This is a genomic window from Yersinia kristensenii, assembly GCF_900460525.1.
GTDB classification, from domain to species: domain Bacteria; phylum Pseudomonadota; class Gammaproteobacteria; order Enterobacterales; family Enterobacteriaceae; genus Yersinia; species Yersinia kristensenii.
Genome location: NZ_UHIY01000001.1, coordinates 1,314,403 through 1,338,315, shown reverse-complemented (window position 1 = coordinate 1,338,315; position 23,913 = coordinate 1,314,403). Strand labels below are relative to the sequence as shown.

The window sequence follows — 23,913 nt, the reverse complement described above, 5'->3', positions numbered from 1 at the left end:
AATAGATGGTGGCTATAATGAGTGTGAGAAAATTAAATTAATAGGTCACATATCATTAACAATGAATACGAAATATGATTTTAATCATTCTATCAAAAAAATTATCTCTATTCGTTTCTGAATAATATTGTCGATATGGTTTATTTGAAACTAATAAAAAAGAGTGCATTAACTGCACTCTTTTTTGCTCAGAAGTGAAACTGGATTATTGAGGATAAGGTACCCAATCACCGCCATTGAGCCGAATATAGGGTTTGCCCTGATATTGCATCACAATAGCATTATCATTTTCTGAAATGACGGCAGTTTCCGGTAAACCTTGTGTCAATGTCTGCCAATCAACACTTGGTGCGGTAAATGCTTTGCCATCAACCATTCGTGACACTAATTCAGAAATAGCCAGATAGCTGCTGGGCGCGCTGACAATCACCGGGCTGGCGGGTTGTGGCGCTTTCATGCCAATCAATTTAATCCCCACCGGGATATGCGTGATGCTGGGGCTTGGGATATCGCGTAGACCAGACATCTGCATTTTATCGCCAACCAAAGCGGCACCGTGCTCTGGCACCACAACCACCATGACTTTCCGACCTGACTTTTCCAACTCTTCAAGGAAGGTATTCAACTGGTCAAACAGAGTTTGGGCGCGCGCCTGATAATCCGCGGTTTTGTTAGTACCAACGAAGCGGTTGCCATCATGTAAGGGTATGATATTCATGAAAGTTGCGCTGCGGGTATCGCCACCACTCTTCTGCTGCTCCAGCCAGCGGTTAAGCAGTTCCAGATCGTTATAAATCGGCTCGCCATCAAAGGAAGCTAATTGATTACTAATGCCTTTTTGCGACATCATTGGCGCGCGCATATTGCCGTCTTCTTGGATATTTTGCAGATAATTACCAAAGACACCGGAGTGGTCCATCATCAACTGGGAAGTAAATCCAAGTTTGGCTAAGTTATCAAATAGATAGCACTGCTGGTCTTGCGGCTGATACAAGTCTTTATGTGATGACTGGCCGCAACTAGCGCGTAACAGGCGGATAGACGCTGGGCCACTGTAGGCGGTGGCTGAGTTGAAGTTTTTGAACAGAATATCAAACTTACTCCACAGCGGGTGCTTATCCAGTTGAATCGCTTCGATGTCTGACCATGACAATGAACAGATATTAATCACTAATAAATCAAATGGTTGCGCGTCACCAGGCAGTGATGCCGGGAATGTCGTGCGACGAGTTTTTTCTTGCTGATAAAAAGCATTCAAATGGGCGGTCAGATTCGCATCGGTGGGCGGGCCACCCGCTTCGACAGTGCTGGCCCCTGCTACGGGTTGCTCTGTGCTGGCTGGTGCGGCTGTTGCTGCCGCAGTCTCCACTGTGGGGGCCAGAGAAAATGCTGGCCCGGCAATACCGGCGATATTCAGCCAAATCATGGCTGCGACGACAAAAACAGTGACGCGGATCCATTGTGAAATAAACAGATAACCCACCAGAATGACGAAGGCGGCTCCTATCATGGCCCAGTTAATGAAACGACCAGTTAATTCAATGAGATAGCTAAGACTAAACCCCGTCAATTGGGAGCCTTGGCTCATGATGCTATTGATACCCGGCAGCCAGGTATCGTGATAGAGCAAACCAATACCGATGGGAATAGCTATCCAGTGACGCCAGCGGTGGACGCGGTACGCCGGGATCGGGAACAGCAGAAAGGCCAGAAACACCAAGTTTGGCAAGGGATGGAAGTTCAGGTAACCAAACCATAGCAGGGCAAACTTGAGCAGGAAATAGATGTTCCATGCGCCCAGACCGCGCCAATAACGCCACGGACTTTGCGATTCTTGCTGTTTATTTTTTGCGTTCATGGTGATTTCTTAGTCTGTGAAGAGGAGCCATCACGCAACCAGATTCCTTCTGATTTTAAATAGCGCGCGGATAAGAACAAATGTTGTTTTTTCTCCCACCATCTCGGAAACCAGCGGCGAGCCCGATAACCCAGCGGGAAAAAAATGATCGCGCCCAGCAATAGAATTTGCCAAATATCATTGAGATTCATGGGATGTTCTCCTGACGGTGTTCAGTGTCAGTGGCACGGGTGTGCGCCGGGTGTTCACCACCTGCTCTGGCACATCAACTGTTTGTTGATAAGTCTTTTTATCACCAGCAGTTTGCCATGCCTCGGGAGTATTCATCATCCGGTTAATCTCCGAAATAATTTCCTGATCCTGATACCACACCAGCCGGTTACTGAATGCTTCAGCCACTGGCAAGCGGAAAATATGACTGAGTGCTGTATCTAAGTCATTGATTCGGCAAGTGGAAAGGAACAATATCACCCGATTATCAGACACCGTCACCACGTCGCCATAGCGGCGCAAATGGCACAGTGTCAGCGCTTGACGCGCCTGTAACCCCGGCACGGCCCGTAGCGCAACCAATACACCTTTACCATTTTCCGGCAGTAAAGTGTTGTTCATCAGCTGCAAAACAGAGTGGCAGAACTCGGCTGGTGGCAAATAGCCTTTGAGCTGAAGTGGGCGCAATGCTTCCAGTAACGCATTGATATCTTCGGGAACATGGCGCGAGAAGCGCTGCCCTTGAATCCCTTCCAGCATCGTCAGAAATCGCGATAATGGGGCAACCTGTGGGACGATCAGATTGGCACCGCAGGCCAGTAACAAACGCTCGTCGCTGTAGCGCAGGCTGGCGTGCATTTCGCGCACCACGATTTTTACGTTATTACCGCGTTGACGGCGTATATTATGGATTTGATGCGCCATTTCATCAATTTGCTCACTTTGATTCAGCGCAAAAATCAGTGTTGCGGCATGTGCCGTCATTGCCCGCTGAGCTAAAGCCGCATTGGACTCCAGCAATTGCCAGTGGGTGGAAAGAGGTGGAGCGCCTTCCAGAATGTGGGTTTGTGCTAAATACAGATGCTCATCATTGCGTGATTGGGGCAGGGCTTGCTGGACTTCATCCGCCATACTCCAGCCTTGTTCATCGGCTTCGAGCAACACTAATTGATTGGCGGTCACCCCTTTTGCTGTACTCCACCAGGCAACCATATATTGTGCATTATCCTGCTGCCATTGCAGATTAGCCAGGCCTTGTAAATAACGGTGCTGACTGACTAACTGATTTTTAACTTTATTAATGCCGGAGCTATGACAAATCACCAATAATGTGCAGTTCTGGGCTTCCAGCCATTGCTGAATCTGCTGTAGCCACTGCTGCATCTCTTCACTGGTAAAGGTTTGCCACAGGCTAGCGGGAGCAAACAGAATGAAAAGCCGCTGTTGTGGGCGCAATGAACGCATTAAGTCATGGGTTAAAAATTTTAAGGCATTTTTTTGAGCAGGTAATGTAAATAGCGGCAATTTCTTGGGGCCAGAATGGCCGATATTGGTCAGGAGGTTTTCAGGTTTTTGTCCTGAAAAAATCAATGCAGCCCGGGTATCTTCGGGTTGGTTACGAATAAGTTGCTGGCAGAATAAGTTAGCATCTATTTGACGTTCAATATTGATCCAATAGAATCCGGGAGCCTGCATTACGGCTAATTCATCCCAGATTTCGCGAACACCTAATGAGAAAGATCGTGACATAGATTCATTATCTGCTTTCGTTAAAGTGCTATTGGGCCAATAACTGGATAAAGTCAAAAAACAATTGTAACATTGCGATAAGTATTAACCAATGTCCTTGCCTTAATATTAATCTAAGATTCTTCTTATCAAATTAAGTATAAAAATAGCATTGTTATACTTAATCAACATAGTCTATTTTCTCAAGGCGGATAAATGAAGACTATAATAAATCGATTTCATGAAAAAACTTCACTTGAAGCTCAAGATGACCTGCTCGCATTAAGTCAGGCTTTCTCGTTACCCAGGTTAAGTTATATCGATATTGTCCGTCAGGAACGATTAATTCAAATGATGGCTCGTTGGCCATTATTGGAAGAATTGGCGCAATCCACAGGGAGCGAATAGTTTATGCCGGTATTGGCGTTACAAGGCGTAAGGGGGGGCGTTGGTACCACCTCGGTCACTGCGGCTCTGGCATGGGCGTTACAGCAATTGGATGAATCGGTGTTGGTGATTGATTTTTCACCGGATAACTTACTGCGATTGCATTTCAATATGAGTTTTGAGCAATCCCGTGGTTGGGCTAAAGCTGAAATTGATGGTGAAGGCTGGCAGCAAGGGGCCATGCGCTACAACGAGAAGCTGGATTTCGTGCCATTTGGCCAATTAACTCAAGCTGAAAATGAGCAACTCAGCACATTTTTGCAGCAAAATCCGCGTCAGTGGCAGGAGAATCTGTCCACATTGCAAGACCGCGCAGCTTATCGTTGGATTTTACTGGATATCCCCGTTGGCGACAGTGTATTCACCCGTCAGGCATTGGCGTTGGCGGATCAAACCCTGATTCTGATTCATGCGGATGCCAGTTGCCATATTCGCCTGCATCAGCAAAATTTACCGGCTGGCTGTCATTTTTTGCTGAATCAGTTTGCTGCCAGTAGCCGCTTACAACAAGATTTGCATCAGCTCTGGCTGCAAAGTCTGGATAGCTTATTACCGACCTTTATTCACCGCGATGAAGCATTGGCCGAAGCATTGGCGGCCAAGCAGCCATTGGGCGAGTACAGCGCGCAAAGTCTGGCAGCGGAAGAGGTGATGACATTGGCGAATTGGTGCTTGATTAATGTGACGGAAAGTAGCCTATGAATCGCCTGATACGGATGTTATTTCAGACACCGATTTATCAGGCGATGCGGCGGCGCTATCATCTTTATATGCAGCAAGGCTGCACGGTGCTCACGGCGGTTCTCACCACGATGGCGCTGCCACTGTGCTGGATATTCCTGCGCCTGGAGTCCCCAAGCTGGCAGTATGTCATACAGCACCGGACTTACTGGTTCCCGCAGATTTCCCCCAATCGTCCGCGCTTGGGGGATGGTTTGCGCTATTTGCTGCAAGGGCTATGGCTGTTATTAATTCGCCCACAATCAGATCATGATAAACAACGGCAGCCAGCGGCGGTCGGTAAGAAGTGGGTAAAAGAGAAAAAACAAGGATATATCAGTTGGCTGGGGAATGTTCCACAACGTGTTGAACTCCAGCGAATAGAGAAATCAGTCGCCAGCCGATTAAGTCAGCTTTCAAGGCGTGCTCGCCGTATCTTGTTTATTATTCTGGGTATTTTTACCAGTATCTTGGCGCTACTGTGTATCTCACAACCTTTCGGCATGATGGCGCAATTCGTGTTTGTATTATTATTGTGGGCTATTGCCATGGTGGTGCGGCGGGTACCGGGGCGCTTACCTACCCTGATGCTGATTGTGCTGTCGTTAACGGTTTCCTGCCGCTATCTGTGGTGGCGTTATACTGAAACACTTAACTGGGATGACCCGGTGAGCCTGGTGTGTGGCTTATTATTACTGTTAGCCGAAACCTATGCTTGGGTGGTGTTGGTGTTGGGCTATTTCCAGACTATTTGGCCGCTAAACCGCCAACCGGTACCCATGCCGGAAGATATCAATAGCTGGCCAACCATTGATTTGATGGTGCCGACTTATAATGAAGATCTCGGTGTGGTCAAACCGACCATTTATGCGGCGTTGGGTATTGATTGGCCGAAAGACAAAATCAACATCTACATTCTGGATGATGGTAACCGGCCCGCTTTTCGCGAGTTTGCCGCCGAAGTCGGGGTGCATTATATTGCCCGCCCCACTCATGAACATGCCAAAGCCGGTAATATCAATAATGCGCTGAAGCAGGCCACTGGTGAGTTTGTCGCTATCTTTGACTGCGACCATGTGCCGACCCGCTCTTTCCTGCAATTGACCGTCGGCTGGTTCTTTAAAGATAAAAAGCTCGGCATGATTCAAACGCCGCATCACTTTTTCTCTCCCGACCCCTTCGAGCGAAATCTGGGGCGTTTTCGTCAAACACCGAATGAAGGCACCTTATTCTATGGCCTGGTTCAAGACGGTAATGATATGTGGGATGCGACTTTCTTCTGTGGCTCCTGCGCCGTTTTGCGTCGCAGCGCGTTAGATGAGGTCGGTGGGATTGCGGTGGAAACCGTCACTGAAGATGCCCACACCTCATTGCGTCTGCACCGCAAAGGTTATACCTCCGCTTATATCCGCATTCCACAAGCGGCCGGATTGGCAACAGAAAGTTTGTCTGCCCATATTGGGCAGCGTATCCGTTGGGCGCGGGGTATGGTGCAAATCTTCCGGTTGGATAACCCGCTGATGGGGAAAGGGCTGAAATTTGTCCAGCGCCTATGTTATGCCAACGCCATGTTGCATTTCTTATCGGGCATTCCGCGGTTGATCTTCCTGACTGCCCCGCTGGCATTCCTGCTGCTACATGCTTATATCATTTTCGCGCCAGCACTGGCCATCGCACTGTATGTACTGCCGCATATGATTCACGCCAGTCTGACCAACTCCCGCCTACAGGGTAAATATCGCCACTCATTCTGGAGTGAAATCTATGAAACCGTGCTGGCCTGGTATATTGCCCGCCCGACCACGGTGGCGCTGCTCAATCCTCACAAAGGGACATTTAATGTCACGGCAAAAGGCGGTTTGGTTGAAGAGCAACATGTGGACTGGGTGATTACCCGCCCTTATATGGCGCTGGTTCTGCTCAATTTGGCGGGGTTGATTGCGGGCTTGTGGCGCTTGGGCTATGGCCCGGCCACTGAAATCATGACCGTGGTCATTAGCTTGGTGTGGGTCATTTATAATATGACAATTTTAGGCGGGGCGGTGGCGGTGGCGGTTGAAGCCAAACAAGTGCGCCAATCCCACCGGGTCGAAATTGCGATGCCCGCTGGGGTAGCGCGGGCTGATGGTCACTTATTCTCCTGTACTCTGCGCGACTATTCCGATGGTGGGGTGGGGATTGAGATGCGCGAAGCCGGGTTACTGAAAGATGGCGAAGCCGTGCATTTGCTGCTTAAACGCGGCGCACAGGAATATACCTTCCCGTGTGAAGTCACCCGCGCGTTTGGCACCAAAGTCGGTATGCGGATGCATCAGCTGACTGTAGCCCAACATATTGATTTTATACAGTGTACCTTTGCTCGCGCTGACACATGGGCACTGTGGCAGGATAGCTTCCCAGAAGATAAACCGATTGAAAGCCTACGCGATGTCTTGGCGCTGGGCTTTAGAGGCTATGTTCGGATGGCCAGCTATGCACCGCCGGTGATTCGAAATGTATTGATAGGATTTACCTCCCTGATTGCTTGGGTTGCATCATTTGTACCCCATGGCGTGGATAAAAATCAGGCTCCGAGTAGCCAGGGCCAGACAATGGCTCAACATTGATGATGATATAATGACGAGAAAAATAACCTGGTTTACCGTACTGGCTTTGGGTTTAACACCATTTACCCATGCTGAAACACTGGCCGTTCCGGCGACTCAATCGGCGGCCTCGACACCTGCCGCTGAAGCAACCGTGGCGCTAGCCCCTGCTGCACCGGCGGTACAGCCTAATGTACCGGTTCGCGATGTGAGTTACACCTTTGCAAAAATTGCTCCACCACCGGGGGCATTCGCCTTGCGTGGTACCAATCCGGAAGGGGTGATTGAATTTGGCGTGCGCAGTGATGAAGTGGTCACTCATGCCATGTTAAATCTCGAATTTACGCCGTCGCCGTCACTGATCCCGGTGGAGTCGCAGGTCAAAATCTTCCTGAATGACGAACTGATGGGCGTCACGGCGATCACCAAGGATCAATTGGGTAAACCCACGAAGATCCAGTTGCCGATTGACCCGCTTTATATCAGTGATTTTAACCGCTTGCGGCTAGTGTTTATCGGTCATTATCAGAATATTTGTGAGAACCCAGCCAGCAATACGCTGTGGCTGGATATCAGTAAATCCAGCTCGTTGGATTTGCGCTATCAATCATTGTCAGTCAAAAATGATTTATCCCATTTCCCTGAGCCTTTCTTTGATGCGCGGGATAACCGCCCGCTTACTTTGCCGGTGGTGTTTGCTGCGGTGCCTGATGTGGCCCAACAGCGTGCGGCCTCTATTCTGGCATCCTGGTTTGGTGACAAAGCGCAATGGCGTGGGCAGAGTTTCCCGGTTTTATATAATCAACTGCCCACTCAACATGCGGTGGTGTTTGCGACAAACACCCAACGCCCTGATTTCCTGAAAGATTACCCGCCGGTCAAAGCACCGACGGTGGAAATCATTAGCCATCCGGATAATCCGTATGTGAAGTTATTGCTGATTTTGGGGCGCGACGACAATGATCTGATCATGGCGGCGAAGGGGATTGCGCAAGGTAATATTCTGTTCCGTGGTCAGAATGTGACGGTGGATAATGTCGAGCAACTGGCACCAAGACAGCCCTATGATGCGCCAAACTGGGTGCGTACTGACCGGCCAATGACCTTTGCTGAATTACAGCAATATCCGGATCAGTTGCAAACCACCGGTTTGTTGCCGCCGCCGATTTCCTTATCACTGAACCTACCGCCGGATTTATTCCTGATCCGCAGTGCGGGCATTGATATGCGCTTGAAATACCGCTACACCTCAACGCGCCTAATGGATGGTTCTCGCTTAAGTATCAGTCTGAATAATCAATTTGTGCAGGACTACCCGCTGTCGCCGAATATGCCGGAAGACAGTAAAATCCTGCGCCTGCCCTTACTGCAAGGTCTGCAAGATTCAGCCAAGCAGTTGACCATTCCGGCCTTGAGACTGGGGGCGACTAACCAATTACGCTTTGATTTTGATTACAGCACCTTGTTGGCGAGTGGTGCGGAGGGGCGCTGTGAAACCTACTCAACCGCCCCGAATCACGCGGTGATTGACGGTAACTCCACCATCGACTTCTCCGGTTACCGCCACTTTATGGAAATGCCGGATTTGCGGGCGTTTGCCAATGCTGGCTTCCCTTTCAGCCGTATGGCGGATCTCTCCGAAACCTTGGTCTTGGTGCCGCCAAAACCTGCGCCGTCACAGCTGACGACGCTGTTGAATACGGTGGGGAACATCGGGGCGCAAGTCGGTTACCCGGCGGTGGGTATCAACATCACTGACGATTGGTCACAGGCGAAAGATCAAGATGCCGATGTACTGATTATCGGCCCGATCCCGCCAGAACTCCGTGATGACCGCAAGATTAACCTGCTGGTGGATCAAACCCAAAGTTGGGTAAAAATGCCAAATCGCCAAACCGGTTTGCCCGGCATGATGGCACCGGCTTCAGACCGAGTGGCGGATAGTAAAGCGACAATCAGCTCAGAAAGGGCTATGTCGGCGATTATCGGTGTGCAGTCACCTCACTTCCCGCAGCGGAGTATTGTGGCGTTATTGGCGGACAGCCCGCGGGGCTATAACTTGCTGAATAATGCTTTGCTCGACAGTGGCAAACGCGAGGCGGTGTTTGGCTCGGTGGCGGTTATCCGTGAGTCGGGCGTCAATAGCCTGCGGGTAGGCGAGACCTATGATGTCGGCCATTTACCATGGTGGGAGCGCATCTGGCATACCTTATCAACCCATCCGGTGGTGCTGGCCGGTGTCGCCGTGTTGGTGGTCATTATCGCCGCAATGATGGCCTGGCGCTTGCTCCGTCTGATTAGCCGCCGCCGGTTATCACCTGATGAGAGAGATTAACTTTGATGGTCGTAATGTTTAAACGGCTGGTATGCATCCTGCTGCTGGCCAGTTTTGGTACAGCAGCCGCGTGTGATTGGCCTGCATGGCAGCAGTTCAAACAAGACTATATCAGTGAGGGGGGGCGAGTTATCGACCCCAGTAATCCGAGGCAAATAACCACATCCGAAGGGCAGAGTTACGGCTTGTTTTTTGCTCTGGTGGCCGACGACCGGGAGACATTTGACCGGCTATTAAGTTGGACAGAAAACAACTTATCGGCGGGGGATTTAACCGCCCGCCTACCCGCATGGTTATGGGGGCAACGCAATGGCCGTAACTGGGATATTTTGGATCCAAACTCGGCTTCGGATGCGGATTTATGGATTGCTTACAGCTTGTTAGAGGCCGGACGGTTATGGGATATCCGCCGTTACCAGACCATGGGCACCTTGTTGCTGCAACGCATTGCCAAAGAAGAAGTGGTGAATATTCCGGGCCTTGGTGAAATGTTATTGCCGGGCAAAATTGGCTTTAGTAATGAAGACCGTTGGCGGCTCAACCCGAGCTATTTACCACCACAATTGCTGGCGCGTTTTTCTGCTCTGGCGGGGCCGTGGAAAGAGATGGTTGCTACCAATCAGCGGTTGTGGTTGGAAACGGCACCCCATGGTTTTAGCCCTGATTGGGTGGTGTGGGAAAAGGATAAAGGCTGGCAGCCGGATGAAACACAGCCGAATATCGGCAGTTATGACGCAATTCGCAGTTATCTGTGGGCCGGTATGTTGCCCAATAACAGCCCGCAAAAAGCCGCACTCATCCAGCGCTTCCAGCCGATGGCGGAGGTCACCCAGCAACAGGGCGTGCCACCAGAGAAGACCGATGCTCTCACCGGCAAAACCAGTGGCGATGGGCCGGTCGGATTTTCGGCGGCATTATTGCCGTTCTTAGCCAGCAACCCCGCCCCTTTTAATCAGCAGGTGCTTAGCGAGCAACGAAAACGTGTGCAAGATTCACCTCCGGGCGCTGATGCTTACTACAGTGCGGTGCTGACACTGTTTGGTCAGGGATGGATACAGCATCGTTATAGCTTTAATCGTCAGGGGGAACTTCAGCCTTCATGGAACAGTCAATGCGCAACATTAAAATAAACTGGCTATTAAGCCTGGCGTTATTGCCTCAAGCCTTTGTCGGTATGGCGCAGGGGGCCGAAGCTGTGTCGCCGACCCAATTTTTACTGGAGCAGGTAAGGTTGGGAGAGGCAACCAATAAAGACGAGTTGGTTAAGCAATCCCTGTATCGCCTAAACATGATGGACCCGAATAATCCGGATGTCATCGCGGCAGGAATACGCCAGGCGCTACGGCAAGGGAATCTGGCCGAAGCACAAAAACAGTTGGATAAGTTGCAACAATTGGCACCCAACTCAGAAGTGTATCGTCGCGCTAAGTTGATGTTGGCCATGACAAAACCTGAAGTACGCCAGCAATTGCAGGAGGCCCGTTTACTGGCAACTGCGGGGCGGGTGGCTGAAGCTAAAGTTAAATATGATCAATTGCTGCAAGGAAATCCACCCACACTGGATCTGGCGGTTGAGTATTGGCGGCTGGTGGCACGATTACCGGGTCAGGAAGCTCTGGCTACCCAGAAACTCGCCTCTCTGGACCAACAATATCCCGGCAATGTTGCTCTGCGCATGGCGCTAGCGCGCATGTATTTCGGCCAACAAAAGGCCGTACTTGGCTACGCCATGTTGGAAAAAGTGGCCGCAGATCCTATCGGGGCTTCAGATGCCGCTGATTTGTGGATGGATACCATCAAAGCGATGACCGTCAGCCCACAAAGTGTTGCCGCATTAACCCATTTTCTTGATGTTTTTTCAACCGGCCCTCAAGCGGATATTGCTCGTAAAGAGCTAGCTAATCAGCAGGCTACGCTGGCAGATCCCGCTTATCAGGCGCGGCTAAGCGGGCTGGGAAAAGTTGACAGTGGCGGAGGGGCGGGCGCAATCCCTGCATTGAAACAAGCATTGGCCGCCTCACCCAATGACCCGGAAATTCTGGGCGCACTGGGGCTGGCGTATGCCCGTAGTGGCTCACGAGCACAAGCATTGCAGTTATTTGAACAGGCGCAAAAATCGGATAAAGACGGCCTGAAAAGTGATAAATGGGCCAGTTTGATCAAAACCAACCGTTACTGGCTGCTGAATGATGCCGGTGATAAAGCGCTGAAAGCCGGTGACACCGCGCTGGCACAGCAAAAATATCAGCAGGCGCGGCTAATTGACGGCAGCGATAGTTATGCATTAATTGGTTTGGGTGATGTGGCCGTGGCCCGTCATGATGATAAAAGTGCCGAGCAGCATTATCAGCAAGCATTGCGTTTGGATCCAACCAACAGCAGCGCAGTGCGCGGGCTGGCCAATATCTATCAACGCGAATCGCCACAAAAAGCACTGGATTACCTGAATAATTTGCCACGCAGCCAACAGGCCAAAATGCGCGACACATTAGATAGTCTGCAATTGGCGATGTTGAAGCAGCAGGCCGAGGCACTGGCAGCTCAGCAGCAGTGGCATCAGGCGGCGGAAAAATACCAGCAAGTGCAAAAAAGGGCACCGGATGATGTCTGGATAACCTATCGCTTGGCGGAGGCATTGGCGCAAGAGGGGGATTCGGCGCAAGCGGATGCACAATTCCATCAACTGGCCAGCCGTAAGCCGGATGATCCTGAGCAGGTCTATGCCTTTGCGCTTTACCTTTCCAGTACTGGGCGAGACAGTCAGGCGCTGGCGCATTTAGCCACACTGCCGACAACGCAATGGAATGATAATATCCATGAATTAGATCAGCGCTTGAAATTGGGCCAAGTGCTGACTTTGACGCGCCAATTGCGCGCCAGCGGCGATGAAGCGGGGGCTATCACCGCCTTGCGCCAGCAACCCGCCAATACACAAATTGACCTGACACTGGCAGATTGGGCGCTGGAGCGTGGTGACTATAGTGAAGCGCTGGCGGGTTATCAGCGTATCCGGGCGCGTGAACCGCAAAATCCAGATGCGCGTCTGGGTGAGATAGAGGCGTATATCGCCGAAGGGCGTCTCAGTGATGCGCGCCAGCATTTGCAAACTGAGCCCCTGACGGGTGAAGGGGCCAGCGTAAATACTCAGCGGCGGGTTGCCAATGCCTGGAGTGGCGCGGGTGAACCGCAAAAAGCGGCCGATATTTTCCAGCGGTTAAAACCCTTGGCAGCTCAAGGCGCACCGTCACAAGATAATGCTTTAGTATTCCGTGATTCGGCCCGCTTAGCGCAATCACAGGGGCAACCGGCCACCGCTCAGGATGATTTCAAACATGCTATGGTGGCCAGCGGCATAGCGCCTAAGATTCCGGCAGATAATGACAGTTATACCTTGCTTACACGTAATCAGGTCACGGATGATTGGCTCAAACGTGGTATCCGTGCTGATGCGGCAGATCTGTATCGCCAGCAGGATACCCGCGTCACATTGGATCAAGACTATCAGCACTCGAGCGGCACCGAAGGGATTTCAGATCTCAGCGCTTTCAACACTATGTTGCAGGTGGATACGTCGCTGGCGGATGGTCGGGCGTTCTTCCGCACCGACACTGTGCATATGGATGCCGGCACCTTTGACAAAAATACCCGTTACAAAGCAGGTACTTGCTACCAAACTGTTATTCCTTGTCAGGCGAATTTACATCAACGGGCAACGGGCACCAGTGTCGCGGTGGGGTGGCAGAATGACAGTTGGGCCACGGATATTGGCACCACGCCAATGGGGTTTGAGGTGGTCGATGTGGTCGGCGGCTTGGCATACAGCAACAGCTGGAACCATATTGGCTGGACAGCCACGGCTTCTCGCCGGCCAATATCCAGTTCATTATTAGCTTTTGCCGGCACCAAAGACCCCAATACCAATCTCACTTGGGGGGGCGTCCGTGCCAATGGCGTCAGCTTGGGAGCCAGTTATGACCGGGGTGAGGCTGATGGGGTCTGGAGTGACTTAAGTTATCATTACCTCACTGGGAAAAATGTGGCCGATAACCAGCGGCTGCGCTTTATGACCGGCTATTACTACAAGTTAATCAATGAAGATAACCGCCGTTTTACCGTCGGTTTGAATGGCATGTGGTGGCATTATCAAAAAGACCTCAGCGGCTACACCCTGGGTCAGGGCGGGTATTATAGCCCGCAAAAATATCTGTCACTGGCTATCCCGGTAAACTATCGGCAGCGGACAGATAACTGGTCGTGGGAGTTGGGCGGGTCGGTATCTGTTTCACATTCCGCGACCAATGATCGGGCGCGTTATCCACTGCAAAATCTGCTCAACAATAGCTTGCAGCCTATTCCAGATCGCGGTAAACCCGATTATGGGGACAGCAGCAATGGTGTGGGTTACACCTTGCGAGCTTTGATTGAGCGCCGCCTGAGTTCTCACTGGACTCTGGGGGCCGGAGTCGATATTCAGCAAGCCAAAGATTATACCCCAAGCCATGCGCTGATTTACCTGCGCTACTCCATGGCAGGGTGGCAGGGCGACTTGGATATGCCGCCACAACCGCTAGTGCCTTACTCAGATTTTAAGTAATAGCCAGTCGCGCCTCTTGACATAAAAAAGCAACTTTAGAGTGATAAATAGCGCTTTGAAGTTGCTTTCCTGATAGGAAAAGACTGAAACCCACGATATTCTTCCCAACCGGTTTGGTTTCATAAGATAAAATCTCAGGGTTATCGAGTATACTCGGATAGCATCGATGAGTCGCCGCATCACTGTGGCAACAATTTTATTTTACTCAGTCAGAATGGGTGGGAGTGAGTTTGCGGGTAAGGCGTTCATTAACGATTAAACAAATGGCAGCGGTGGCGGTTGTCGCACTGGTTACCATCTGTATTTTTATCGTCATTCAGTTATTCCACTTTGTGCAGCAGCGCAAGGATGATTACGCCAAGCAGTTGGAGAGTATTGCCTATTCCGTTCGCCAACCGCTGTCTGCCGCAATCTTGAGCGTTGATATCCCCCAAGCCAAAAATATCCTCAATAATTTACTGCCCATTGGCATCCTGAGCCGCGCCGATGTGATTTTACCTAATCAAATTCAGGTATTACACGCAAACTTCCCTACGGAAAGGCCCGTGCCACGCTGGGCTAAACGTATTTTTTCTCTGCCGGTGCAGATAACGGTGCCGTTATATTCTCTGGAGCGGGTATCCGCCAATCCGCAGCCACTGGCACATTTAGTGTTACGGGCAGATTCATTTCGCCTATATCAGTTTATCCTCAGCACCTTGTCGGCGATGCTCTCGACTTATTTGCTGCTGGCATTGGTACTTTCGGTCTCTCTGGCCTGGTGTATTAATCGCCTGATTGTTCACCCATTGCGTGCGATCGCCAAAGAGCTGGAAAAGATTGGTCAACAAGGGGTGTTGAATCACCAACTGACTTTACCTGCTCATCATCAGGATGATGAACTGGGGGTGTTGGTTCACAATTATAATCGTAATCAACAATTGTTAGCTGAGGCTTATGCGGGGATGAGCAGCCCGCTGAGTACTGAATTACCTCTGCCACATAAAACCCTAAAACAATCGTCACAGGAAAATGACATTTTGCAGGCGATTGAAAAGCGTGATTTCGTCCTGTTTTTACAGCCGCAATGGGATATGGAAGCACCGCGAATTATTGGTGCTGAAGCATTGCTACGCTGGCGGCAGGCGGATGGTAGCTATCGTCTACCTTCAGAGTTTATCACTGACTCAGAAGAAAGTGGCGCGATGATACCGCTGGGCAATTGGGTGCTCGAGGAATCCTGCGGCATTCTGGCTGACTGGAAAGCTCGAGGGATTACCTTGTCGCTGGCGGTCAATATTTCCGGCTTACAACTACAATGCGAGAGCATCCTGACGCATCTGCAAACCATTCTCAGCCGTTATGATATTGACCCACGCCAATTGGTGCTGGAAATTACTGAGACTGCGCGTATTCAGGATCTCGACAAAGCGCTCATGTTACTGCGCGAATTACAAGGGCTTGGCTTATCTATCGCCCTGGATGACTTCGGTACAGGGTATTCAAGCCTGCAATATCTCAATCACCTGAAAAGCTTGCCGATCAATATCATTAAACTGGATAAAAGCTTTGTGAAGTATTTACCAGAAGATGATGTGATGGCGAGAATCATTAGCACCATCTCCGAGGTGCTGAAACTCCGCGTTATGGCTGAAGGCGTCGAGACGGACGAGCAGCGGCAATGGCTACTAAAACAAGGTATTCGCTGTGGTCAGGGCTTTTTATTTTCGGAGCCGTTATCACGCGAGGAGTTTGAAACCCGCTTTACCCTGCGCCCTTGATGCTACAGCGGTGTTAGCGGTCTTGTTGTAATACCAATGACTTTGGATAATATTCTTCGCCCTTGTGACGTCAAACTGATATTAGCTATCTTTATTAATAATACCGCGAAGAAAATATTATGCTGATATCTCTTTATCTTCTTTCGAAGCTATACAATATAACTCCCCATTGCGTCAAGACTATTTAATTCGAAGTAAAACCCCTCCGAAATAGCCTTAATCCCTTACTACACCTACGATATAACAAAAAACTTACAGTGCCATTGCATTAGTTAAAACTATTTACTTTGAACTAAATCACATAAATGGATATCAATTTTATTAATTTCGAACTATCGGTCATAGATCTCGGAACTTAATATCAAAATAAATAGAATGACGTTTCATAAGTGAGATTTTTATTTATCATAATAATTAATGTTATTTATTAAAATAAGGTAACTGTAATGAAATTTAAATTACTATCTCTGGCAATGGCATCACTTATCAGTACTAGCGCAATGGCCGTCACTATTGACTATCGTCATGAAACACAAGATCAAAGTGGTAATAATCACAAAGACCGCTTATTAATGTCCCACCGCTTTGCTAATGGCTTTGGGTTATCTTTGGAAGGCAAGTGGAAAAGCGCCAGTGACAAAGATAAGCCATTCCATGAAGGCGTGAGTAATGGTACTGAAGTCGTTGCCAGTTATGTGTATAAAATTGATAAAATATTCTCCATCGAACCGGGTTTCTCATTAGATTCAAGTTCGAGTGCTAACAGCTATCGCCCTTATCTGCGCGGGAAGGCTAATATTGTCGATGATCTCTCTATTTCATTACGTTATCGTCCTTATTACAAACGCACCAGCGCCAATATTAATACAAAAAAAGACACGTCTGAAAATGGTTATAATCTGACGAGTGTCCTCAGTTATAAAATCAACAAAGAATTCCAATTAGACTACGAGTTAGATTACAAACAAGCCAATAAAGCCGGTGTCATTCTAGCGGATAACGAAAATTACGATTGGACCCATGATTTTAAATTGACGTATAAGTGGGATAAGAACTGGTCCCCTTATATGGCTGTCGGCAATGTCTCTGGTAGTAAAAATACTGATGAACGCCAAACTCGTTATCGCGTAGGCGTCAAATACAGTTTCTGATCTATTACTGAAGTCATCACATTCTGACCTTTGGGGTCACACCTCGCTATAGCGATTTTTGACAGGTAACGAAGTCATGAAAAAAAGAGCGTTATTTTTGAGTATGGCAGCGCTAGCCACGTTGTATATTCCCGCCGGACAGGCAGCGGATACTGACCGCCTGACGGTGGTAAAACAGTATGTCGATAATGTGCTAAATAAGGCATCCGATACCTATCACGGTGATAAGCCGAGCCCATTATTGGCGGATGGTGTTGACCCCCGAACCGGGCAGCAACTGGAATGGGTATTCCCTGATGGCCGCCGGGCAGTATTATCAAATTTCTCAGCACAACAAAATCTCATGCGCGTCATGAGTGGTTTGAGCCAGCTTAGCGGTGATCCCCGCTATCAGAAACGCGCCGAAGATATTGTTCGTTATCACTTCCAGAATTATCAAGACCCAAGTGGTTTGCTGTATTGGGGCGGTCACCGGTTTGTTGATCTGAAAACCCTTCAACCAGAAGGGCCAAGTGAAAAAGAGATGGTGCATGAGCTGAAAAATGCTTATCCCTATTATGACCTGATGTTTAGCGTCGACAGTGATGCCACCGCGCGGTTTATCCGTGGCTTTTGGAATGCCCATGTTTATGATTGGCGTATTCTTGAAACCAGCCGCCACGGTGAATATGGCAAGCCGATGGGCGCACTGTGGGAAAGCAAGTTTGAGCAGCAGCCACCTTTCTTTGCTACCAAAGGGCTGAGCTTCCTCAATGCGGGCAATGACCTGATTTATTCTGCGTCCTTGCTCTCCAAACACCAGCAGGAGCCCGGCGCATTAGTCTGGGCTAAACGCCTGGCAGATCAGTATGTTTTACCGCGTGATGCCAAAACGGGCCTTGGTGTTTATCAGTTTACACAAGCTCTCAAACGCGAGGAGCCAACGGATGATGCCGATACCCATTCTAAGTTTGGCGATCGCGCTCAACGCCAGTTTGGGCCGGAGTTCGGCCCGGCAGCACTGGAAGGCAACATGATGCTCAAAGGGCGCACCAGCACCCTTTATTCTGAAAATGCCTTGATGCAGTTGCAGTTGGGTAAAGATTTGGGGCCTCAGGGGCAGGACTTGCTGAAATGGACGGTGGATGGCCTGAAAGCCTTTGCCAAATATGCCTATAACGATCAAGACAATACCTTCCGTCCGATGATTGCCGATGGGCAGGATTTATCCAATTACACCCTCCCACGAGATGGTTATTACGGTAAAAAAGGCACCGTGCTCAAACCATACAAAGCAGGTAATGAATTCCTGATTTCTTATGCGCGTGCTTATGCCATTGATAATGAACCATTACTGTGGAAAGTGGCGCGCGGCATTGCCAACGACCAAGGACTGGGTGATATCGGTACTGCGCCGGGCAAAGATGTAAAAGTGAAGATGGACACCACCAACAGTGATCCTTACGCGTTGTTTGCTTTGTTGGATCTCTACCAGGCCAGCCAGGTAGCAGATTATCGGCTACTGGCAGAGAAAATCGGCGATAACATCATCAAAACACGTTATATCGACGGTTTCTTCATGGTTTCTCCCGATCGCCAATATGCCGATGTTGATGCTATAGAACCTTATGCTCTGCTGGCTCTGGAAGCATCATTGCGCAATAAACCTCAGGCTGTGGCACCTTTCCTGAATGGTGCAGGCTTTACTGAGGGGGCCTACCGTATGGACGACGGTTCGTCGCGGATCTCAACCCGTGATAATGAACTGTTCTTGCTCAATGTGGGCGAGAAGCTACAACCGAACGGCCGTAAATAGTCCCGACAGTGGCCCGTGCTGGGGCCGCTGTTGGTAAAAAGTGCCGAGCAGCGGCTTCCCAGGGCCTGCTTGCCCGGCGCTTTTACCCACGGGTTTTCAGCGTCGTGATAAAGATAAACCGCCCCCTTGCTTCATCCTCAAAAGGGGGCCACCGTCCACTCAATATTTTTGCTCAAAAATTATTCATTTCTTGCATGTTCCACAACTGCCGATTGCTTCTTTTTTATCCTTTCTCATTACTCATCATTTTGGGTTAATTGTCTGGTTGATCTGACTGTATTCCGTTTATTGCTGCCGCTTGAAGCGTTTCAGTTCTTAATTTCGCATTTAGGGTGCAATCCAGTGCAACTAATAATTTCCATATTGTTATGAGGGTGTTATTTTCCGCGCAAGCACGGATAAAAAAGAAGTGTCACTCAATTATCACAGAGAGCAAAGCGACAGGCTGCCGTGTATTACTCCAAAAGGACATAGTTATGAAAGCTTCAATATTTAAAAGTCTTTATTTTCAAGTGCTAACGGCGATTACTTTGGGCGTGCTGTTGGGGCATTTCTATCCTGAGCTCGGCGCTCAGATGAAGCCTCTGGGTGATGGATTTGTTAAACTAATTAAAATGATTATCGCCCCTGTGATTTTCTGTACCGTTGTGACCGGTATCGCGGGGATGGAAAGTATGAAAGCTGTGGGCCGTACGGGTGCCATTGCGCTGCTCTATTTTGAGATTGTCAGTACCATTGCGCTACTGATTGGCTTGGTGATTGTTAACGTGGTGCAACCCGGTGCTGGTATGAATATCGACCCGGCGACACTGGATGCAAAAGCGGTTGCACTTTATGCTGAACAAGCTTCGCAACAAGGGATTGTGCCATTCTTACTGGATATCATTCCCAGCAGCGTAGTCGGCGCTTTTGCCAGCGGCAATATTCTGCAAGTCCTGCTGTTTGCTGTGCTGTTCGGTTTTGCCCTGCACCGCCTGGGTGAAAAAGGTCAGATTATCTTTAATGTTATTGAGAGTTTTGCCCGCGTTATCTTCGGTATCATTAATATGATCATGCGCTTGGCACCTCTCGGGGCTTTCGGGGCCATGGCCTTTACCATCGGTAAATATGGCGTGGGTAGCTTGGTGCAACTGGGCCAGCTCATTATCTGCTTCTATATTACCTGCGTGTTGTTTGTGGTGGTGGTGCTGGGCTCCATTGCGAAATTCAATGGTTTTAATATCTTCAAGTTTATCCGCTATATAAAAGAAGAATTGTTGATCGTGCTCGGGACATCCTCCTCGGAGTCTGTGCTACCGCGCATGTTGGATAAGATGGAGAAAGCCGGATGTAAGAAGTCCGTGGTGGGCTTGGTTATCCCGACCGGCTACTCGTTTAACTTGGACGGCACCTCGATTTACCTGACTATGGCGGCAGTGTTTATTGCTCAGGCAACCAATACCCATATGGATGTTATTCATCAGGTTACTTTACTGGTGGTGTTGCTGCTCTCCTCAAAAGGTGCGGCAGGGGTCACGGGCAGTGGCTTTATTGTTCTGGCCGCCACCATTTCTGCGGTGGGACATTTACCTTTGGCAGGTTTGGCACTGATTCTGGGTATCGACCGCTTTATGTCCGAAGCCCGTGCGCTGACCAATCTGGTGGGGAATGGGGTTGCAACTATTGTTGTGGCGAAATGGTGCAACCAATTGGATAACGACCAACTGCAAGCAGTGTTATCCAATAAAGCCTTACCAAATAATGAGATAAAAAACAGCGTTTCTCCGTCTTAACACCCCGATAACTCCCTATATTCTAAAAACTACCGGTGGCGAATCGTCACTGGTAGTCCCTCTTTATGATGCCCCGCGATAGCCTTTTTTGTGTGAATTACTATTTAGATACTATTTTTTACTCTGATGAGTGACATCGGCAAAAGCATGCGGTCTAACAGAATGGTACACTCCCAGCTCCAGTTTTTACGCGGGTGATAACCGTTGATTTTGCGCCCAATTATGACGGCATAACGATGCGCGTTTGAAAGCTGGGCTAATTTATTCATGTTTTCATGATTACCCTATTGCATGACGCCGGTATGTTACTTATTGGCGTTTGGCGTGAAAGCACAGATGGCTTACATGAATGACATGACGTTGCATCGTTTTAACATTGGATAGTTTATTAAGTAGGGGTTCACATGCAGGGCACCAGAATTCGTCTCATAGTTGGTGGGTTATTGCTGGCCGCCGCCAGTAGTAATGTGCAGGCTGAAGCACTACAACCCGATCCTGCCTGGCAGCAGGGGAAGTTAGAAAACGGGTTTTCATGGCAGTTGTTGGCAACGCCACAGCGCCCTAGCGACCGGATCGAGTTACGTCTGGTGGTTAATACAGGCTCATTATCTGAGAGTGCGCCACAGATTGGCTTTGCCCATTTGTTACCGCGTCTGGCATTAATGAGTAGCGCGAGTTTTACTCCTGCCCAGCTTCAGTCGCTATGGCAGCAAGGGGTCGATAGCGATCGTCCGTTGCCACCCGCTATTACATCTTATGATTTCACTTTATATAGCTTGAGCTTGCCCAATAACCGCCCTGATTTGCTGAAAGAAGCCTTGGCGTGGTTATCTGATACCAGTGGCAAGCTGGCCATCAGTGAGCAAACCGTCAATGCAGCGCTGAATAGTGCTGCTGATCCTATTGCTACGTTCCCGCAAAATATTCAGGAGCCTTGGTGGCGTTACCGGCTAAAAGGCTCTTCTCTGATGGGACATGATCCCGGTCAGCCAGTGGCAAAACCGGTAGATATTGAGAAACTGAAACAGTTTTATCAGCAATGGTATACCCCGGATGCCATGACATTGTATGTCGTGGGTAATGTCGATAGCCGCAGTATTGCCGCCCAAATCGGTAAAACATTCTCTGAGTTGAAAGGGAAGCGGGCGACACCGGCACCTATCGCGATGTTAGCGCCGCTACCGCCAGAACCTGTGAGTTTGATGAATGAGCAGGCGACACAAGACACATTATCACTGATGTGGGATACCCCTTGGCATCCTATCCAGGATTCTATTGCGTTAAGCCGTTACTGGCGCAGTGATTTAGCCCGCGAAGCATTGTTCTGGCATATTCAGCAAGTGCTGGAAAAAAGTGATCAGAAAAACCTGAAGTTGGGCTTTGATTGCCGGGTGCAATATCAGCGCGCTCAATGTGCTATTCATTTGAATACACCGGCTGAAAACCTGACCGCGGGCATGAGTTTCATTGCGCGCGAGCTGGCGAGCCTGCGTGCCAATGGCCTGAGTCAGGCAGAGTTTGATGCTTTGATGGTACAGAAAAACGAACAGCTCAGTAAGTTGTTTGCTACCTATGCCCGCACTGATACTGATGTTTTGATGAGCCAACGTCTGCGTTCACAGCAAAGTGGCGTGGTGGATATCGCTCCGGAACAGTATCAGAAGCTACGGCAGGCATTTTTGTCAGGTCTGACTTTGGCGGAGCTGAATCAGGAATTGAAACAGCAATTATCGCAAGATACCACGCTGATTCTGACGCAGCCAAAAGGTGAACAGGAAGTAAATGTGAAAGCATTGCAGGATGCGTATAACGCAATTATGACGCCACATACTGTGGTGCCAGAAGACGCGGCTCCAACAGTGGCTTCTGCGGAGGCAGCACCCGCGACACCTACCACGGCACAATAAATAGATATTTAGCAAACAATAAGCCCAGTATGGAATGTACCGGGCTTATTAATGTCATGCTGAAGGACGGGGAATCGTGCCGTTGGGGTCGTAGCGACGCAGTCGCCGGAGCGCCCCTAGGTGCGGTAAACCCTTCAGACTCTATGTTGAATCACACTACAGGCATGGCTGCCAGTGGGATGATTGCGCCACGATATTGAATCACGGTGCTGGCGGTTAAATGCCCACGCACGGCTGCGTCATGCGCGCTGCCACCGGTCAGGCGAACCGCCAGATAACCGGCACTGAAAGAATCCCCGGCCGCCGTGGTATCGACCACTTTATCTTTCGGCAGTTTAACCGCGGGAACATCATATTGGTGGGCTTCAAAGCCCTCTTTCACCCAGACGATGCAGGAATCTGCGCCGCGCTTGATAACAATTTCGCTTACGCCTAAATTCTGTGTGCGCTCAATCACTTGCTCTATGGGCTTCTCGCCCCACAGCATATCTTCATCATCCAATGTCAGGAAGGCGATATCCGTGCAGGTTAACATGTCGCGATAGGCTTGTTGTGTCTCTTCTTTGCTCTGCCACAGGCGAGGGCGGTAATTGTTATCAAAGATAACTTTCCCCCCATTAGCACGGCAGGCACGTAGCAACGTCAGCAAGCGCTGGCGAGAAGCGCTGTCGAGGATTGCCAAGCTGATGCCACTGAGATACAGATAATCAAACTTTTCCAGACGTTGGCAGATTTCATCCGCTTGTGGGCTGGTCAGCCAGAAACGTGCGGCGGCATCATTACGCCAATAATAGAAAGTGCGTTCACCGGTGCTATCAGTTTCAATGACATATAACCCCGGTAATTTATTATCCAGACGTTGAATGAGAGAAGTGTCGATGTTCTCTTGCTGCCAGGCGGCCAGCATCTCGTTACTGAAACTGTCTGTCCCCAGTGCCGTGACGTAATGTACATTCAAGTTCTGTTTGGACACCTGACGGGCAACATACACCGCAGTATTCAGCGTATCACCGCCAAAGCCCCGGCTGAGGTCGGAACCTTTTTGTGACAGTTCAATCATGCATTCGCCGATAACGGCAATATTTTTGCTGGTCATGGAAAGCTGGCCTGTGAGTCAAGAATGAAGATAAGGTTAGTCTCACTGCTGGCTTAGTCTGAGTCAATAGTATTAAAACGATGTTTTAAATTTTTTATGATGTAAGTCGGGAAACTGATAAGTTTCCCGCTATTTTGCACACATTTATGATCCTGAAAGTCATCATTCTAACCA

Annotated in this window: 15 protein-coding genes; 11 read left to right on the top strand and 4 right to left on the bottom strand. The window is 49.4% G+C overall.

Going from position 1 to position 23,913, the window contains the following annotated elements:
• Positions 1 to 205 precede the first annotated feature (205 nt).
• From bcsG to bcsE, 3 genes are read right to left on the bottom strand one after another with little or no spacing between them, the layout of a single operon-like run.
• A complete protein-coding gene (bcsG, locus tag DX162_RS06240) occupies positions 206 to 1,858 on the bottom strand; it encodes a cellulose biosynthesis protein BcsG (RefSeq protein ID WP_004388911.1) in 1,653 nt (550 codons plus the stop codon).
• The gene (bcsF, locus tag DX162_RS06235) at positions 1,855 to 2,049 is read right to left on the bottom strand and encodes a cellulose biosynthesis protein BcsF (RefSeq protein ID WP_032819081.1); all 195 of its coding nucleotides are present in this window, start codon (positions 2,047 to 2,049) and stop codon (positions 1,855 to 1,857) included. The genes bcsG and bcsF overlap by 4 nt, the downstream gene beginning before the upstream one ends.
• A complete protein-coding gene (bcsE, locus tag DX162_RS06230; RefSeq protein WP_004388912.1) occupies positions 2,036 to 3,598 on the bottom strand; it encodes a cellulose biosynthesis protein BcsE in 1,563 nt (520 codons plus the stop codon). Before bcsE ends, bcsF begins: the two co-directional genes overlap by 14 nt.
• Positions 3,599 to 3,793: 195 nt before the next feature.
• On the opposite strand from bcsE, the gene bcsR reads away from it, so the two are divergent.
• The 11 genes from bcsR to DX162_RS06165 all read left to right on the top strand — a co-directional run bounded on the left by bcsR (position 3,794) and on the right by DX162_RS06165 (position 22,643).
• Entirely contained in the window at positions 3,794 to 3,985 is a 192-nt protein-coding gene (bcsR, locus tag DX162_RS06225) for a cellulose biosynthesis protein BcsR (protein ID WP_004388913.1), read from the top strand.
• A gap of 3 nt (positions 3,986 to 3,988) precedes the next feature.
• Positions 3,989 to 4,726, top strand: coding sequence for a cellulose biosynthesis protein BcsQ (gene bcsQ, locus DX162_RS06220; protein WP_004388914.1), 738 nt, complete (start codon positions 3,989 to 3,991; stop codon positions 4,724 to 4,726).
• A complete protein-coding gene (bcsA, locus tag DX162_RS06215; protein ID WP_032819082.1) occupies positions 4,723 to 7,350 on the top strand; it encodes a UDP-forming cellulose synthase catalytic subunit in 2,628 nt (875 codons plus the stop codon). Before bcsQ ends, bcsA begins: the two co-directional genes overlap by 4 nt.
• Before the next feature lie 10 nt (positions 7,351 to 7,360).
• Positions 7,361 to 9,664 (top strand): cellulose biosynthesis cyclic di-GMP-binding regulatory protein BcsB, encoded by a 2,304-nt coding sequence (gene bcsB, locus DX162_RS06210; RefSeq protein ID WP_004388916.1) that lies wholly within the window; start codon positions 7,361 to 7,363, stop codon positions 9,662 to 9,664.
• A 5-nt stretch (positions 9,665 to 9,669) separates the two neighbouring features.
• On the top strand, positions 9,670 to 10,794 hold the full coding sequence (gene bcsZ, locus DX162_RS06205) for a cellulose synthase complex periplasmic endoglucanase BcsZ (RefSeq protein ID WP_032819107.1): 1,125 nt from the start codon (positions 9,670 to 9,672) through the stop codon (positions 10,792 to 10,794).
• A complete protein-coding gene (gene bcsC / locus DX162_RS06200) occupies positions 10,776 to 14,258 on the top strand; it encodes a cellulose synthase complex outer membrane protein BcsC (protein WP_032819109.1) in 3,483 nt (1,160 codons plus the stop codon). The genes bcsZ and bcsC overlap by 19 nt, the downstream gene beginning before the upstream one ends.
• Before the next feature lie 230 nt (positions 14,259 to 14,488).
• Positions 14,489 to 16,018, top strand: a complete 1,530-nt coding sequence (locus DX162_RS06190) for an EAL domain-containing protein (RefSeq protein WP_080548221.1) — start codon at positions 14,489 to 14,491, stop codon at positions 16,016 to 16,018.
• A 446-nt stretch (positions 16,019 to 16,464) separates the two neighbouring features.
• Positions 16,465 to 17,169, top strand: a complete 705-nt coding sequence (locus DX162_RS06185; protein WP_004388920.1) for an oligogalacturonate-specific porin KdgM family protein — start codon at positions 16,465 to 16,467, stop codon at positions 17,167 to 17,169.
• A 76-nt stretch (positions 17,170 to 17,245) separates the two neighbouring features.
• Complete coding sequence (locus DX162_RS06180; protein ID WP_115155846.1) at positions 17,246 to 18,964, top strand: pectate lyase; 1,719 nt, start codon at positions 17,246 to 17,248, stop codon at positions 18,962 to 18,964.
• A gap of 476 nt (positions 18,965 to 19,440) precedes the next feature.
• Positions 19,441 to 20,736 (top strand): dicarboxylate/amino acid:cation symporter, encoded by a 1,296-nt coding sequence (locus DX162_RS06170; protein WP_115155845.1) that lies wholly within the window; start codon positions 19,441 to 19,443, stop codon positions 20,734 to 20,736.
• A gap of 404 nt (positions 20,737 to 21,140) precedes the next feature.
• Positions 21,141 to 22,643 carry a M16 family metallopeptidase gene (locus DX162_RS06165; protein WP_004388924.1) on the top strand — a complete coding sequence of 501 codons (1,503 nt, stop codon included), beginning with the start codon at positions 21,141 to 21,143 and terminating at the stop codon, positions 22,641 to 22,643.
• Between the two features lie 151 nt (positions 22,644 to 22,794).
• Here DX162_RS06165 and kdgK read toward each other — a convergent pair whose 3' ends face one another.
• Entirely contained in the window at positions 22,795 to 23,739 is a 945-nt protein-coding gene (kdgK, locus tag DX162_RS06160; protein WP_004388925.1) for a 2-dehydro-3-deoxygluconokinase, read from the bottom strand.
• Between the last annotated feature and the right edge of the window lie 174 nt (positions 23,740 to 23,913).

What these genes read in the sequence shown, in the direction of transcription:
- DX162_RS06185 (WP_004388920.1), top strand. Translation starts at nt 16,465, where the DNA reads ATGAAATTTAAATTACTATCTCTGGCAATGGCATCACTTATCAGTACT.
- kdgK (WP_004388925.1), bottom strand. Translation starts at nt 23,739, where the DNA reads ATGACCAGCAAAAATATTGCCGTTATCGGCGAATGCATGATTGAACTG.
- DX162_RS06165 (WP_004388924.1), top strand. Translation starts at nt 21,141, where the DNA reads ATGCAGGGCACCAGAATTCGTCTCATAGTTGGTGGGTTATTGCTGGCC.
- bcsZ (WP_032819107.1), top strand. Translation starts at nt 9,670, where the DNA reads ATGGTCGTAATGTTTAAACGGCTGGTATGCATCCTGCTGCTGGCCAGT.
- bcsE (WP_004388912.1), bottom strand. Translation starts at nt 3,598, where the DNA reads ATGTCACGATCTTTCTCATTAGGTGTTCGCGAAATCTGGGATGAATTA.
- bcsB (WP_004388916.1), top strand. Translation starts at nt 7,361, where the DNA reads ATGACGAGAAAAATAACCTGGTTTACCGTACTGGCTTTGGGTTTAACA.
- bcsF (WP_032819081.1), bottom strand. Translation starts at nt 2,049, where the DNA reads ATGAATCTCAATGATATTTGGCAAATTCTATTGCTGGGCGCGATCATT.
- bcsA (WP_032819082.1), top strand. Translation starts at nt 4,723, where the DNA reads ATGAATCGCCTGATACGGATGTTATTTCAGACACCGATTTATCAGGCG.
- bcsC (WP_032819109.1), top strand. Translation starts at nt 10,776, where the DNA reads ATGCGCAACATTAAAATAAACTGGCTATTAAGCCTGGCGTTATTGCCT.
- DX162_RS06170 (WP_115155845.1), top strand. Translation starts at nt 19,441, where the DNA reads ATGAAAGCTTCAATATTTAAAAGTCTTTATTTTCAAGTGCTAACGGCG.
- bcsG (WP_004388911.1), bottom strand. Translation starts at nt 1,858, where the DNA reads ATGAACGCAAAAAATAAACAGCAAGAATCGCAAAGTCCGTGGCGTTAT.
- DX162_RS06180 (WP_115155846.1), top strand. Translation starts at nt 17,246, where the DNA reads ATGAAAAAAAGAGCGTTATTTTTGAGTATGGCAGCGCTAGCCACGTTG.
- bcsQ (WP_004388914.1), top strand. Translation starts at nt 3,989, where the DNA reads ATGCCGGTATTGGCGTTACAAGGCGTAAGGGGGGGCGTTGGTACCACC.
- bcsR (WP_004388913.1), top strand. Translation starts at nt 3,794, where the DNA reads ATGAAGACTATAATAAATCGATTTCATGAAAAAACTTCACTTGAAGCT.